The 14,319-nt window shown below is 58.7% G+C and carries 16 protein-coding genes, 1 tRNA gene and 1 pseudogene; 9 read left to right on the top strand and 9 right to left on the bottom strand.

The annotated features are described in order from the left end of the window. Window positions 1-366 precede the first annotated feature (366 nt). Complete coding sequence (locus tag JXQ78_RS12095; RefSeq protein WP_330631022.1) at window positions 367-813, top strand: VOC family protein; 447 nt, start codon at window positions 367-369, stop codon at window positions 811-813. A 239-nt stretch (window positions 814-1,052) separates the two neighbouring features. On the opposite strand, the gene JXQ78_RS12100 is transcribed toward JXQ78_RS12095, so the two are convergent. Next, complete coding sequence (locus JXQ78_RS12100; RefSeq protein WP_330631023.1) at window positions 1,053-1,580, bottom strand: hypothetical protein; 528 nt, start codon at window positions 1,578-1,580, stop codon at window positions 1,053-1,055. Window positions 1,581-1,929: 349 nt separating this feature from the next. Here JXQ78_RS12100 and JXQ78_RS12105 point away from each other — a divergent pair, with 349 nt between their 5' ends. Together JXQ78_RS12105 and JXQ78_RS12110 are read left to right on the top strand one after the other, a co-directional pair. After that, on the top strand, window positions 1,930-2,397 hold the full coding sequence (locus JXQ78_RS12105) for a GNAT family N-acetyltransferase (protein ID WP_330631024.1): 468 nt from the start codon (window positions 1,930-1,932) through the stop codon (window positions 2,395-2,397). A 152-nt stretch (window positions 2,398-2,549) separates the two neighbouring features. Next, a complete protein-coding gene (locus tag JXQ78_RS12110) occupies window positions 2,550-3,266 on the top strand; it encodes a class I SAM-dependent methyltransferase (RefSeq protein ID WP_330631025.1) in 717 nt (238 codons plus the stop codon). A gap of 218 nt (window positions 3,267-3,484) precedes the next feature. Here JXQ78_RS12110 and JXQ78_RS12115 read toward each other — a convergent pair whose 3' ends face one another. Beyond that, window positions 3,485-4,291, bottom strand: coding sequence for an HD domain-containing protein (locus JXQ78_RS12115; protein WP_330631026.1), 807 nt, complete (start codon window positions 4,289-4,291; stop codon window positions 3,485-3,487). A gap of 50 nt (window positions 4,292-4,341) precedes the next feature. Beyond that, window positions 4,342-4,818: a redoxin domain-containing protein gene (locus tag JXQ78_RS12120; protein WP_330631027.1), complete on the bottom strand. Its 477-nt coding sequence runs from the start codon at window positions 4,816-4,818 to the stop codon at window positions 4,342-4,344. 118 nt (window positions 4,819-4,936) lie between these two features. On the opposite strand from JXQ78_RS12120, the pseudogene tatA reads away from it, so the two are divergent. The 3 genes and pseudogenes from tatA to hmgB all read left to right on the top strand — a co-directional run. Beyond that, window positions 4,937-5,123, top strand: a pseudogene (gene tatA / locus JXQ78_RS12125) (twin-arginine translocase TatA/TatE family subunit); the annotation flags it as partial. 359 nt (window positions 5,124-5,482) lie between these two features. Next, window positions 5,483-5,555, top strand: a tRNA-Arg gene (locus JXQ78_RS12130). Window positions 5,556-5,837: 282 nt separating this feature from the next. After that, entirely contained in the window at window positions 5,838-7,178 is a 1,341-nt protein-coding gene (gene hmgB / locus JXQ78_RS12135) for a hydroxymethylglutaryl-CoA synthase (RefSeq protein WP_330631028.1), read from the top strand. Window positions 7,179-7,182: 4 nt separating this feature from the next. Here the strand turns inward: hmgB and JXQ78_RS12140 are convergent, their stop codons facing one another. Then, on the bottom strand, window positions 7,183-8,445 hold the full coding sequence (locus tag JXQ78_RS12140; protein ID WP_330631029.1) for a Glu/Leu/Phe/Val family dehydrogenase: 1,263 nt from the start codon (window positions 8,443-8,445) through the stop codon (window positions 7,183-7,185). A gap of 114 nt (window positions 8,446-8,559) precedes the next feature. Beyond that, complete coding sequence (locus JXQ78_RS12145; protein ID WP_330631030.1) at window positions 8,560-9,396, bottom strand: HpcH/HpaI aldolase/citrate lyase family protein; 837 nt, start codon at window positions 9,394-9,396, stop codon at window positions 8,560-8,562. A gap of 133 nt (window positions 9,397-9,529) precedes the next feature. Here JXQ78_RS12145 and JXQ78_RS12150 point away from each other — a divergent pair, with 133 nt between their 5' ends. Next, window positions 9,530-10,315 carry a winged helix-turn-helix transcriptional regulator gene (locus JXQ78_RS12150; protein ID WP_330631031.1) on the top strand — a complete coding sequence of 262 codons (786 nt, stop codon included), beginning with the start codon at window positions 9,530-9,532 and terminating at the stop codon, window positions 10,313-10,315. Here the strand turns inward: JXQ78_RS12150 and JXQ78_RS19190 are convergent. Continuing rightward, window positions 10,312-10,485 carry a DUF7573 domain-containing protein gene (locus JXQ78_RS19190; RefSeq protein WP_456237571.1) on the bottom strand — a complete coding sequence of 58 codons (174 nt, stop codon included), beginning with the start codon at window positions 10,483-10,485 and terminating at the stop codon, window positions 10,312-10,314. The two genes, JXQ78_RS12150 and JXQ78_RS19190, sit on opposite strands and share 4 nt — an antisense overlap. Window positions 10,486-10,560: 75 nt before the next feature. Here JXQ78_RS19190 and JXQ78_RS12155 point away from each other — a divergent pair, with 75 nt between their 5' ends. Beyond that, window positions 10,561-10,773: a hypothetical protein gene (locus JXQ78_RS12155; RefSeq protein ID WP_330631032.1), complete on the top strand. Its 213-nt coding sequence runs from the start codon at window positions 10,561-10,563 to the stop codon at window positions 10,771-10,773. Here the strand turns inward: JXQ78_RS12155 and JXQ78_RS12160 are convergent. From JXQ78_RS12160 to JXQ78_RS12170, 3 genes are read right to left on the bottom strand one after another with little or no spacing between them, the layout of a single operon-like run. Beyond that, a complete protein-coding gene (locus JXQ78_RS12160) occupies window positions 10,767-11,747 on the bottom strand; it encodes a 5,10-methylenetetrahydromethanopterin reductase (RefSeq protein ID WP_330631033.1) in 981 nt (326 codons plus the stop codon). The genes JXQ78_RS12155 and JXQ78_RS12160 overlap by 7 nt on opposite strands. Next, window positions 11,744-12,496, bottom strand: coding sequence for a coenzyme F420-0:L-glutamate ligase (locus JXQ78_RS12165; protein WP_330631034.1), 753 nt, complete (start codon window positions 12,494-12,496; stop codon window positions 11,744-11,746). The genes JXQ78_RS12160 and JXQ78_RS12165 overlap by 4 nt, the downstream gene beginning before the upstream one ends. Window positions 12,497-12,554: 58 nt before the next feature. Next, window positions 12,555-13,046 carry a metallophosphoesterase family protein gene (locus JXQ78_RS12170; RefSeq protein ID WP_330631035.1) on the bottom strand — a complete coding sequence of 164 codons (492 nt, stop codon included), beginning with the start codon at window positions 13,044-13,046 and terminating at the stop codon, window positions 12,555-12,557. A 73-nt stretch (window positions 13,047-13,119) separates the two neighbouring features. On the opposite strand from JXQ78_RS12170, the gene JXQ78_RS12175 reads away from it, so the two are divergent. Next, window positions 13,120-14,256: an initiation factor 2B gene (locus tag JXQ78_RS12175; RefSeq protein WP_330631036.1), complete on the top strand. Its 1,137-nt coding sequence runs from the start codon at window positions 13,120-13,122 to the stop codon at window positions 14,254-14,256. The last annotated feature ends 63 nt before the right edge of the window (window positions 14,257-14,319 follow it).

Below are 14,319 nucleotides of genomic sequence, written 5' to 3' on the forward strand. Positions count from 1 at the left end.
CCTCATACAGTTATGGGCGGACCGTGATAACAAACATGGGGATAGGCGAGCGTAATCGGTGATTAGGTGGCCGTTTCCAGATCGGTATCTGTTACAATTTCGAAATTCTACACATGAATCGGCATCGTCTCGATTCGGACGGTTGTGTACGATTTGCTCTCGAAAACCAGGACAAAGCGTCGTTGCTCGTCCGGTTCGTTTCCGTCTTTGGGCCATGCCAAATCCGGCGGTCGATCCAACCGGTGACTTGTTCGAGTGGTCGTCGCAACCGATGTCCGGTGATGTCAGTACAGATAGCAAACTCCACGCACGTTTCCCTCGCCAGCAAAGCCTATTTACGCACCACTCACCTGCTCTTCTCGGACTATGACGATCAAGCGAATGGACAACGTCCTCATCGTGGTCGAGGACCTCGAAGCGGCGAAGGCGTTTTTCACGGAGCTTGGCATGCAGTTGGAGGGCGAGACGCGCGTCGAGGGAGGGTGGGTGGATCGCGTCGTCGGCCTTGAGAACGTCCAGTGCGACATCGCCACGATGCGGACCCCCGATGGCCACAGCCGCGTCGAGCTCTCGAAGTTCATCACGCCCGAGGCCACCCACGACGGATCTGAAAAACCGGCGGTGAACTCCCTGGGGATCCGCCGCATCATGTTCGCCGTCGACGACATCGACGAAGTCCTCGATCGCCTCCGCTCCCACGAAGTCGAACTCGTGGGAGAAATCGCCCAGTACGAAGACGTGTACCGCCTCTGCTTCGTGCGCGGCCCCGAAGGCATCATCGTCGGGTTGGCCGAGGAGCTTGACGGAGCCTAGTAGATCGCCCCACGCTCTCGGCGGTCATCAGCCCAGTCATTCCCAGGAATCAGGTCAGCCCGAAACAGGTCGATTTGTTGCCGGTCTCGATCGAGAAAGCCGTCTTCTCCGCGATGAGCCGTTCCAGAATGGGGTCTTCCGGCGGGTTTAGGGACGCAGGTGACCATCATCCTCGAAGCGGTCGAGGACAGTGCCAAGATGACTGTGCCCCAGAGGGGAAGTCAAGCCTTTTTCCCGTCCTACTCGGTCGTGATTCGGGCTACTGCAGGATGCTGATCCTCGAGCCCGGTCGGACAGCCGAGGCTGCGATAGCGACCATACGAGTCAAGCAGATCGATCATCCCATCAGCCGCACTCGCACAGCCTGGCCGGTCGATCGTTTCGAGCGGTGATTTCTGATCTGCAGCGGGGAATGTCAGCTGATGAATTTCGCCGGTTCGCGTTTCATGGTAGCGGACTTTTGCACCTGTATCGAACGTCGCGGCCACGACGGTTTCTCCCGTTGCGCGATAGCGCGTGATTCGCTCAATCCCAGGCAAATGCTCGTAGCTCGTCCGTTCGCTCGCGAGATCAGCCATTGTGAGGATCTGCTCGATTCTGGTGGCGTGTGGACAGCCGGTTGATTGACACGGTCGACACCAGGCTCTCTGGCCGATATCCACCACGTGATAGAGCTCAGCCTCCGAGAGTTCGTCGCGTGAATCCACAGTGGAAAGGTTCACGCAGTTGCGATCTTCGTCCCTGAATAGAAATAGGGGAAGCGTCATCGTCGCCCCCACAGCGGACAGCACAGATGGTGGTCACGATGTCCGCGAAGCTGGCGACGACAGACGACACAGCTGTGGCTGTAGTAGTTCATCGAGCCGGTACAATTACGTGCGTCTGTGTTCTCCCATTGCATGGGTGATCAGCTCGTTGAGAGCCCAGCGTCGGGTGGTTTCAGCACCCGGCGCATTCAACACGAATGCGCAATATCTGTATGCTGTCGCTGTGCCCTCGTGTTGCTATGCCTTCCCGATCGGTTATAACGTTATGTAGGAATAATTGTGAAAGACTGTTTGAGCAACAGATTTTATGCGAGAAAGGACACAAGACTGCGCGCCGGGAGCTGCTAGTATGAAACTCGTCGAAGCTACTGAAGATGATCTTGCGGAACTCGCCGACCGATGGTACGCACTCGCCACAGCGATGGAAGCGTACGATGACTTGAACGAACTTGCTTCCGATCAGCGCGCGGACATCTCGATAGATGGCTTTCGAACCCATCTCACCGACGAGGCGATCACTGACTACCGCATCGTCCACGAAACCGAAACCATCGGTTTTGTGACGCTCCGTGAGGGATACCACCCGTCGCGGGAGTACTCCCATTATCTCCGGATCGTGAACCTTGCCCTCGACGACGGCTACCGGAACCGTGGCCACGGCAGCGCAGTCGTCGAACGGGTTACGGAGATGGCCCGCAATCGCGATTGCGATCTCCTCACAGTTTCCTGTGAGTGGGCCAACGAGGATGCGAGACGGTTCTACACCAACGCAGGCTTTCGAGAGAAGCAAGTCGATTTTGCACGCCCACTGGACTGACCCACGCCGCTCGACAACTCCGTACGTCGCAGTTGCCGCCACGGACTGCGGAACCGATCGAGTGAGTGGTACTGATCAATCGACCCAGTCTTGTCCCCTGGTACCGACATTCATTATGGATTTATTACAATTGCGATGTGGTAGTTTGCTGTATGGCAACACGATTTTCTCGCGCGCTGGCTGACGAGGTTGCCGGCGACCGTGACGCACCGCTGTACGAATGCTGGGGTGCAGATCGATCCGAACACGAACAGCTTGAATCGCTCTATCTCCAGCCGTTCACCCCCGACGATCCCGAGGACGACTGGCTATGCGAGCACGTCTCCTCCGGACCGATGCTAGATGTTGGCGCAGGCGTTGGTCGTCATACGCTCTTTTTCCAGGACCGCTTTGCGTCGGTCGCTATCGAGTCGGATGCGCCGCTGATCAGTGCCATGCGCGAGCGTGGCGTCCACGACGCCCGCCAGGCGGATATGTTCGACCTGCCCAGCGCGTTCGAGCGCGATCGGTTCGCCACTGCACTCGTAATCGGAACGCAGGTGAACCTCACCGCATCGATGGACGGTTTGCGTGCGTTTCTGGGTGACCTGGCACGGATCACCACCGAGAACGCGACTGCGATCTTGGATTCGTTCGACCCAACGCACCCAGACGTGACCGAACTGCCTGGCTACCGAGCGGATCCGACGCCGGGGCTTGCCCACCGAACAATGCAGTTCGAATACGAAAGCGAACGGGGGAAACCACTGCTGTTCCGGCTGTTCAGTCCCGAGCGCGTCGCGGAAGCGACGATCGGCACCGACTGGAGTGTCCACGACCGATTCCAGGCGGAGTCGCCATACTACCGAATTGCACTAACGAAGCAGTGATCACAAGGAGATCTCGATGTCCGCGGGAGCCAGTTTGGACGGTTCCCCATCTAGTTCACTCTCTCCAATAGCGATCTAATAGACGGACAAATCGGGAACGAATTTTCGCGGTGCTGTTCCAGAGTATCGCACCGCGAGCGAAGCTCGCGGCCTTTTTTCATCAACCTTTTTTGCTGGAGGGGTGAGCGGAGCTCACCCCTCCTGGAAAAAAGGTTGGTTTACAGCTCAATCCGTTCGAGTAAATCGTCTTCACGGGTGTTCACCGCTACGATCCGAATGAACTCCTCGATGCGCGAATCATCGAGCTTTGCCTTTAGCAGTTCATCCACCTGATAGACGCCGGCGGCGTCGGACATGGTGATCTCGACGAGCACCGGCTGTTCTTCACCCGTTCGCAACGCCACATTGGTGATCGCTTGACTCGAGAGGGTGTCGATCCCACGACCACCGCGCTCGTAGGGCATGCGCGAGCGTCCACGTTCCATATCCAGCGCGTCGGCGACGCGGACCACGCCAGCCTCGCGCGTCAGTGGTTGTTCGGGCGTGTGATGGCAGATAATCGCATGCAGTATTTCGCTTTTCACGCGCACGCGTTCAGCAGTGTCGTAAAACTCCGGCAGGATGCGATCGAGAATGTCGGCCGCGATCGGCACCGAATAATACGGATGGCGGTCTCGATGGACGACGTGTCCAACATCGTGTAAGATCGCCGCCAGCGCGATGATCACTGGCTCGTCGGCCTCTTCGAGTCCTTGCTCGCGCGCGCCATTGAACCCGATGCCGCCGGCTTTGAGCAGATTGAACAGGGACAGCGCTCGATTTTTCACAATGTTCACGTGCGTGGCTCCGTGATCGTTGTAGCCTTTGCGCGCAACTGGATTGACGTTCTGTGCTTCGAGATACGCGGTGATCTCTGAGTCGTCCTCGACGAATCTGAGGATTTCGTTGACCCGGTGTGACGGAAACGCGTGTTCACCGTCGGGATTGTACGTGTGACCGCCATCGTCCAGCACATCGTCATCCATACTACCGGCTGCGTTGCGTGAGCAAATAAAATATCGCGGAGGGAGTGTCCCTAGTTGGCGGCGTTGACGGCTTCGATAACTTCCTCGTACTCCGGTTCGACGCCGGGATCATCACTGACCCAGGTGAACGTGATTTCGCCATCGGAGTCGATGACGAAGACGGCTCGTTTTGCCACATCGTAGACGCCCAGCGCGTCGAAATCCATCGACACATCGTACTCCTCGATCAGCGATTTTTCGGCGTCGCTAATGAGATCGAAATCGATTCCGAGCTCGTCGCGGAACGCGTTGAGCGCGAATGGCGAATCGACGCTGACACCGTACAGCGTCGCGCCATTCTCGGCGATTTTACCGAGTTGGTCATCGAAGGTGGACATTTCGTGCGAGCAGACGCTGGTGAACGCTCCTGGGAAGAACGCAAGCACGAGTGGACCATCGGAGAGCTCCTCGGAGAGCGTGAACGAATCGACGTCGCCGTTTGCAAGCGGTGCCGTAAAATCGGGTGCCGTATCGCCAGTTGCAGGCATCACTAACCGCTAGAACTGACAACAGTAAATACCTCTCGTCGTCGAATCTGTAAGTATGGGTGGCTGAAGAAGCCGAGCAAAAGGCCTATAGTTCGGAATTCACAATTCTGTAGTAGTGATGCCAACCAGCTTAGTACCCCTGTTCCCGGGGCTCCCCGGCGGGCCGGAGATGATCGTCATCCTGCTGATCGTCGTCCTGCTGTTCGGGGCTAACAAGCTTCCGAAACTCGCACGCTCCAGCGGGCAGGCGATGGGTGAGTTCAAGAAAGGTCGAGAGGAGATTGAGGAGGAACTCAGCGAGATGCGTGGCGGCAACAATGAGCCCGATCCTGACGACTCCTTCGACTCGAACGACGAGGAGTTTGAATCTGAGGACTCGTTCGGAAGCCAGGGCGGCTTTGAGCAGGCTAATACTGGCCAACGTGGCGGTAGCAATCAGCCCAACTCCGGTGGTAACCAGCCCAATCGTGGCGGAAATCAACCGGGCCGTGGTGGAAGCCAGCAAGACCGTGGTGGCGGCCAGCAGAACTCCGGTGGCGGTTGGGGGAACACCGACACCAATCGAGAACGCTCCCGCCGATAACCCGCTGCGCCCTCTGGAGAATCGGGAACGCTGCGATTTTTCCGCAATCGTTTTTACCTGTACTTGAATGTATTCGGTGTAGGGCGTGTGGCCTAGCGGACAGGGCGAGAGGTTCCTAACCTCTCGATCGCGGGTTCGAATCCCGTCACGCCCGTAATTTCAGAACGTTTAATTTGGGATTCGAATAAGGGAGGTCGCGCGCAGCGTAGCGAGCACGTCCGAGTGGGGTTCGAATCCCGTCACGCCCGTAATTTCAGAACGTTTAATTTGGGATTCGAATAAGGGAGGTCGCGCGCAGCGCAGCGAGCACGTCCGAGTGGAGTTCGGTGGAGTTCGAATTCCCAACCAGATCAATGCGTAAGCTACCCGTACCACATCGACGATTGTCGAATTCTCCGTCGTCAAACACTTATAGGAGAATTGCTTTGTTACCACTATGGTAACTGTCGGGATCGATGCACTCGAAATACACACCGGTAAGCTCGCCCTAGACCTGGGAGAGACGTTCGCCCCAGCACAGGGGGAAGATCCGGACAAGTATCGCAAAGGGCTCGGACTGTATGCCAGCTCGTTCCCGGACGCCCACGAAGACATCGTCACGATGGGTGCAAACGCGGCCTATCGCCTGCTCAAACGAAAGGGGCTGGAGCCGGCGGATATCGGCCGCATTGATGTCGCAACCGAAAGCGCATTCGATAACTCGAAACCGGTCTCGACGTACATCGCCGGCTGTCTTGAGCAGGTGTTCGACTCGAACTTCCACCACGCGAACAAGGGAGAACGAAAATTCGCGTGCATTGCCGGCACACAGAGTCTCGACGATGCATACAACTGGATCCGTGCTGGGCGCAATCGCGGCCGCTCTGCGCTGGTGATCGCAACCGACACGGCGCTGTACGCCCGTGGCGACGCCGGTGAGGCAACACAGGGGGCCGGTGCGGTGGCCATGCTGATCAGCGAGGACCCATCGCTTCTCGAACTCAGCCCAGAACAGGGCTTTGGCAGTGCCGACGAAACCGACTTCCTCAAGCCGAATCAGCAGTTCCCGAGCGTCGATGGCAAACGCTCTGTGCAGGTGTATCTCGCCCGCATGCGCGAGGCTCTCTCTGATTTCGAATCTGTCAGCGGATCGATGCACCCGGATGATTTCGCATACGTGCCGTTCCACACGCCGTTCCCCGGGATGGTCCGCAAAGCAGCGCTCCTTGGCTACCGACACATCATCCGCGAGACCCCGATCGAAGCGGAGCTGGCGAGCGAAATCGGCCGCCAGCCACGTCCTGAAGCGTTCGATGATGAATCGACGTATCTCGATGCCGTCCGAGAGTACACCGACGAGCTCAAAACGACCGACCGCTACCAGCAGTGGTACGAGGCCACGATCGAACCGACACTCTCGATCTCTCGATCGGTCGGCAACTGGTACACCGGCTCGGTCCACATCGCACGGGCTAGCGCATTAAAACACGCTCGTGAAACTGATCGCCAGCTCACCGGCAAACGACTGCTCGTTGCCTCCTACGGCAGCGGTGCGCAGGCCGAAATCCACGCCGAAACGGTGCAAAGTGGCTGGCAAGAAGAAATCGAGTCGCTCACGATCGACGAGCAACTCGACATGCGACATGATATCTCGTTCGAGGAGTACGAACGCATCCACGACGTTCACAACCACGACCTGAGTGCCTCCGACGTGGACTCATTCACGGAGCCAGCCGACGAATTCATCTTCGACGGCTGGGGTGAAATGGGTGAACGACAGTACACCTACGTCGAGTAATCGCTCACGGCCAGCTTCCGGCCTGTTCGAACGCCCTAGCGACCCGCTCGATCGCGACTGCGTAGGCCGCAATTCTGAACGTGGGAAGATTTCGCTCTTCATATGCTGTGACCAGTCCATCAAACGCATCGGTGATCACTCGCTCTAACTCTTCGTTCACGCGCTCTTCAGTCCAGTAGAAGCGCTGACGGTTTTGCACCCACTCGAAATAGGAGACTGTCACACCGCCGGCGTTCGTCAGAATGTCCGGAAGCACCAGCACGTCACGCTCTGCGAGCACATCATCAGCATCCGGCGTGACTGGCCCGTTGGCCGCTTCGGCGATCACATCGGCCTGCACGTCGGTTGCGATCGTCGTGTCGATCGCATTTTCAAGCGCGGCAGGGACGAGCAGATCGACATCCATCGTCAACAGCTCCTCGTTCGAGTACTCCTCGACGGCACCACCATACCCGCTGACACTCCCGGTTTCGTGTTTGAACTCCTTGACGGCGGTCGCATCCAGACCATCGGGGCTATAAATTGCCCCACTGGAATCCGAGACGGCGACGATCGTCGCACCGAGCTCATCTTCAAGCAGCTGTGCGGCGATCGACCCAGCGTTGCCATAGCCCTGAACTGCCACCGTCGCATTCTCGATGTCGCGACCGAGATACGAGAATGCCTCGCGTGCCGTGAGCATCGTCGAGCGCCCAGTAGCTGCGACCCGGCCAGCACTCCCACCACTGTCGATTGCCTTCCCGGTCACGACGCCGGGTTCGGTCGTCCCTTCGAGAGACTCATAGGTGTCTTTGATCCAGTTCATCTCGCGCTGACCGGTGTTTACATCCGGTGCGGGAATGTCCTGGTCCTCGCCAATGAGTGGTCTGAGCTCCGTGGCGAACGAGCGAGTGATCCGCTCTAGCTCGCTCGTCGAGTACTCTCGAGGATCGATGACGATACCGCCCTTGCCGCCACCGTACGGGATATCAACGATAGCACATTTATACACCATCCATCCTGAGAGCGCTTTGACCTCATCGCGGGAAACGTCGGGATGAAATCGAATCCCTCCCTTGTACGGCCCACGGTCGCCGTTGAACTGCGATCGAAACGCCGTAAACACCTCCAAACTTCCGTCGTCCATCTCCACCGTCAAATTCGTCTCCAGGACGCGCTCTGGACGCTTCAGACGGGCGATCACGTCGTTGTCCAGCGTCGGCAGATACGCCGCAGCGTCGTCGATCTGCTCCTGTAGGTGGAAAAACGGGTTCGCGGAATCTGACATACTCCCATCTCACGGAGTCGGCTGTTAAATGGTTCGAAAAACAGAGGTGGCGAGATGGCCCACACAGTGTGTCTCTCTTCCCAAAACAACCACATTCGGCCCAAATGTATCGCGTTACCCGTCCTGCTCGTCAGTGATTCCAGCGCGATTGAGGATGGTTTTTGCCTGTTTGATCAGTGGACCGTCGATCATTTCGTCGTTTACTCGAAAGACACCGTCATGGGTTTTGGCGGCTTCGATGACAGTGGTTGCCCACTCGATCTCCGATTGCTCGGGTGTGAACGCTTCGTTGATCGGTTCGACCTGCGCGGGATGAATCGCCATTTTTCCGTCGTAGCCCAGCTTCCTGGCGGAGCTCGTGGCTTCGAGGAGGCCGTCAGTGTCCTCGAAATCGGTGTAGACCGTATCGATCGCCGTGACGTTTGCCGCGCTTGCCGCGAGTACGACCCGCTGTCGGGCGTACTGGAGTTCGGTGCCAGCCGCCGTTCTGGTGGCACCGAGGTCGGCGGCTAGATCTTCTCCGCCAAACGCGATCGCAGTGGTTGGCGTCGCATCTGCAATCTCACTCGCGTTGAGGACTCCCCGGGCAGTCTCACAGAGTGCGATAATCGGACAGTCCAGTCCGTTGTCGGTGAGCGTCTCCGAGAGCGATTCGACTGCCGTTGCGGATGCAGCTTTCGGGAGCATTACTAGCGACGGCGACAAATTGGCCGTCGCAAGGATTTCACAGTCGGCCACTGGATCTCGACTGACTCGCACGCAGATTTCTGGATCGGGATCGAACGACGAATCGTCGAGTACGGATTTCACAGTCGTCCGCGCCGCGGGCGTCTCCGCAGGGCCGACCGCGTCTTCGAGATCGAAAACGACGATGTCGGCACTCGTTTTAGCCGCCTTATACAGCAGTTCTTGCTGATCGCCCGGTGCAAACAGGACGCTCCGTCGTGCCATGGTTGCCGTTCGTCGTGTGTGTTTGAATCGGCAGCGATTGAAGTGGGGTGTGTGTCACCGTATCAATAGACCTACAAACGAGGCGACCAAGTAGTAGATCCAGACGGTCCCCACAACCATCTGGAGATCACACATGACGGATTCGAAATCGGCTGCTGTGATGCATATTACCGCTGCGATCTGTTTGATACTGCTCGGCCTCGCGTCGAGCTCGATCGCGGTAGCAACGGTCACGTCTGCTGGAGCCGGCCCTGCAGATCACTCGATGGCACACTGTGTGCTTCCCGGGGAGGATGGGCCAAATTCACAGGCGTCGATCGTCGACCGGCCAGATCTCCTCTCGATGTTCTCTCCCGTACAGCCAACGCTGTTTGTGCCTGGTGGTGACGGTGGCGACAGCGTTGCACCACCGCTGTGGGCGGTGGTGTTGCGGTATAGCCGTCACGACAACTCTGACCCGCTCGAAAACGACGTTCGCGAACGCATCTTCCAGTCAATCGAACGCTCACCAGGAACGTACATCACGGAACTGAGCGACGAACTCACCGTGACACGCTCAACCGTTCGATATCACGTACGAATACTTGAGGACGAACGTCTGGTGGCGACCGAGCGAACGGACGGCAAACACCGGCTGTATCCCAGAAACTCCACAGAAAATCCGGAACTCGCGGCCGCGTTGAACGATGACGCGTCGGCGCGAGTGCTCAGATCGGTTGCGCGCATGGAACCCGTCGATGTTTCGTCGCTGGCCCGGGCGATCGATCGGACGCCCGGCACGATCTCGTACCATCTCGACCGACTCGACGATGCGGGACTCATCGAACGCGAACGCGTTGGCAACGCCGTCCATACGCGCCTGGCTGAAGGAATCGATCTTGACGCCACAGGGTCATCGATGGCACTCAACGCAGACTAGTCCCAAGATTTACACGATTCACAGACGGGACCGTTTTCGGTTGACCATCGGCGGGAGACAGGCGTTTCACAGACAGCACACGGGCTGGGATTCGGGCGAAATTCCAGCGTTATTGACGGCAAATCAATCATTTCATCCTCTGTGAACGCTTCGAGCGAGCGATCTGCCATGGCGACCAATCGGTGGACATCCACAAAGCGATGGCGGAAAGACACGCACAAATACGCTCAATCCAAGCATAGTGTATGACAGAGCTTCTTCCAGAACTGGTTGCAAGTATCCCCGAGATGGCCCAGGAGTTCGCAGCACTGTTCAGTGCAAGCGCGCCCCAGGCGGCGTTGATGGCCGTTGGCGGTATTCTCGTCGGGGTTTCCGTTCTCGTGTTTGGCTATCTAACGCTCGGTGCGGTGTCGACGTTGTTGCTCCCGACCCCAGGTCGCGGCCGCACACATCAGTGACCGAGCCGGTCGCCAAGCGCGTCGGCGAGTAGTTCGATTGCCTCGTCAGGATCGGGCCCAAGCGGCGCTGCAATGACGATGCTGTCGGTGATGTCGGTGAGTGCATCAAGTTGCTCGCGGACGACAGCGGGCGTCCCAGCGACGGAAAACGCCTCGATCATGGCAGGCGTCACGAGATCGAAGGCCTCGCTGAACGCGCCGCGTTCGATCGCCGTTCCGATCTCCTCGGCAATCGTCGGATTGAGCTCGTGTCGCTCAAGCACTGGTGCTGGTGCGCCGGCAGTGATGAATGCGACCGGCGGGCGAACAGCAGCGATTGCCCGCTCTGATTCTCGTGCGATCGAAACGGCGGCGTAGGCCGCGAAATCGAACGCGGGATGTGTGGCTGGTCGCTCTTCGAGTCCGATTTCGACCTGCTTGTGTGCCCACCGTAGATCGTCCGGATGTGCGCCGTTGAATAAGAGTCCATCTGCGTGTTTTGCGGCCATTCGACACATGTGTGGGCCTTCACCTCCGACGTACACTGGAGGAGAACTGGCTTCGTAGTTCAACCCGGCGTTGTTGGCCGTAAACAACCCATTGTGGCTGACTCGCTCGCCGTTCCAGAGCCGCCGTGCCGTTGTAAGTGTCTCAAGAACTACTCGCAGTCCCCGTTCGTCGGCCAGACCGAGATTTGCAAGTGTTGACCGATCACCGGGGCCGATGCCGAAGACGGCACGACCGTCGCTTGTTTCCGATAGCGTCGCCATCGAAGAGGCGAGTCGAACTGGATGGATCTCGAGCGGATTGATTACGCCCGGGCCGAGTCTGATCGTCTCCGTACACTGTGCGAGCTGTCCGAGCAACACGAACGGATCTCTGTTGTTGTAGTGACAGCTCGTGAACACCGTATCGAAACCGGCCCGTTCGGCAGCGACACCACGTTTTCGGAGGTCCCCTAGCGGTTCCTCCGGCGTGAGTTCAATTCCGATCACGGCTGGTACTCCCACTGATTGAGTGCCTGTCCGACGAGATCCGATTCGGGATCGCGAAACAGCTCGTTGCTGCCTCCGTGCTCGCCAAACTCGAACGATTCGATAACGACCACTGGAGTGCCGCCATCACCTTCACCGCTCAACAGATTCGCCGTCGCGGCGAGTTCGTCCACCACCGATTCGACGGTCACTTCGAGTTCGTGGCCGTTTCTGTCGGTTTCGCCCCGCCAATCTCGACTGGCTGGGAGCCCGGCCCAGCCGATTGCTACGCCGCGCTGACCGTGTCGGAACGGCCGGCCACAGGTGTCCGTGATGATTACCGGCGCATCGAGCGCGTCTGCTAACTGGCTGGCGCTGGCCATCGGATCTTCGGGCAACAACAACAGATCGTGATTTGGCACGTTTGAGCGGTCGATTCCCGCGTTCACTGTCACGTGGCCAAAGTGCGTTCGGGTGAGCAAAAACGGCGCTGTGGTGAGTAGCTCGCTCGCTTCCTCGAGGACGACCTGTGCGAACCGGGGATCTTTTGGCTCGTCAGTGATCGTCGCCAGCCGGTCGGCGATCGACCGCGCACGCTCGCCCGCCGTGATCGATTCGAGATCAACAAACCGGTTTTCTGCTTTCGAGACGATCGTACTCGCGACACAGACCACGTCGTCCTCGGCGATATCGGCCTTCTGAGCAAGTAACGTGCCGAGCGACTCGCCGGGGTGGATCTCCCCCAGCCCCGCCACTGTCCGGACGTTCATGTCACTCCGAACGGTTGGCGGGGCTAAAAATAACCCAGATAGCGGAGATTGGCGCCGATCATTGTGTTCCTTTTGTGGTGATCGAACACGAGCCGTTCTCGACGGTCGCCACCATGACCGTCGCGGCGTTTGCCGGGGAAGCACCGGTGGCACTGCCCGGGTTGAGTAGCCGATTGCCGTCTACAGTCCGGTCATGCACCTGGTGGGTGTGTCCAGAGACTCCGACCGTCGGTCCGTTGGCGTGTTCGGTGACGATTTCAGCAACCCGCTCGTCGTAGGTTTCCAGCGGGCCAGTGCCGTGCGTGATGACAAAGCGAACGCCAGCCAGATCCACCGTCGCCACCTCGGGGAGATCCAGTTTGCCGTCCATATTTCCGGTGACCGCTGTCAGCTCGGCGGCTAGCTGCTCGATCGTTTCATAGGCGGCTGGTGTCTCGAAATCGCCGGCGTGAATGACGTGATCGGCCCGTTCGAGCGATTCGGCCACCCAGTCGGGGAGGTCTCTGGCTCGTGACGGAATGTGTGTGTCACTGAGCAACAGTACGCGCATGCTACGACGAAATGTGTCGCTGTCGAGATAGCTGTTCCGGTCACTGATGGCCGTCCAGGTGGAAAGGGGTGGTATGTCCCCCCCGGCCGTCGTCTGTCTCGTTCGGAATCGATCCTCGATTCTTCGAGTGCCTTCGCTGTCCGACGACACCACTCCGTGGGGGTCGATCGCAGCTGTAGGAACGACCGATCCGGATGTGGTATTCGAAGGCCTCCCCTCGATTGGATCCATCGCAACGCTCGTCCGACGCGGTGAGCCCCGCGAAGTTGATCGTGGGCCGACGGGTGGTCCTGCTACGCTGCATCCCTATCTCTACGAGTGTCCCCACCGGGAGCCATTGGCCGATGGTGTCGGCGAGTGGGTCTCTCCGGCACCCGCTCGTCGGTCGCCAGACACCAGCTGGGTCTGGAAAGCGTACGAACGCGTCTGGCCAACGCCCGAGACGATAGCCGCCGATGAAACCCACGGCGCGTCGTATCTGTCCTGCCGTGCGCTCGAAGTACTCCGCGACCGGGCTGGTGCAGGTGCAGATTGGGATGAACTCGTAGCGATTGCCAAACGACTCCGGACCGTGCGGCCCTCAATGGCGGTCGTCACAAATCGGATCGATCGCGTGATGTCGGCGAATGGAACGGTGATGTCGGTTATCGACGAAGAAATCGAGCGGGCCCACTCGCTCGTCGACCGAGTCGCAAGGACTGCGAGTGCTCACATTGAGGCCGAGGATATCATGACGCTTTCTCGATCTGGAACCGTCAGATCCTGTCTGGAACGGTGTGATGGATCGATATACGTTCTCGAATCACGCCCCGGTGGTGAGGGATCCGAGGTCGCGGCGACCCTCGATGCGACCGTTCTTCCTGATGCGGCCGGGGCACACGCGCTCGCAACGTCGGTCGATGCCGTGGTCGTCGGTGCAGACACCATCTATCCTGACGGATCGATCGAAAACAAACTCGGCACGCGAGGGATCGCAATCGCTGCAACGTACGAGTCCGTGCCCGTTTACGTGGTCGCGACCAGCGATAAGGTCACATCGGCATCGCCACCAGCCGGTGATACATCCCTCGCACGCGATGCTGTCCCAGCGTTCGATCACACCCCCGCAGACTGCGTTCGGATTCTCACCGAATCCGGCGAACGATCGCCGACAGAGATCAAATCGATTGCAGACCGCCAGGCCAAACGCGCGGCGTGGCACGAAGACTGACTCGTCATCCAGCCGCCGACGTTCACTCCATTCGACAACACTTACGTTCGCTGTTCAAATATC

The sequence above is a fragment of the Halocatena halophila genome, from assembly GCA_027563145.1.
GTDB lineage: Archaea > Halobacteriota > Halobacteria > Halobacteriales > Haloarculaceae > Halocatena > Halocatena halophila.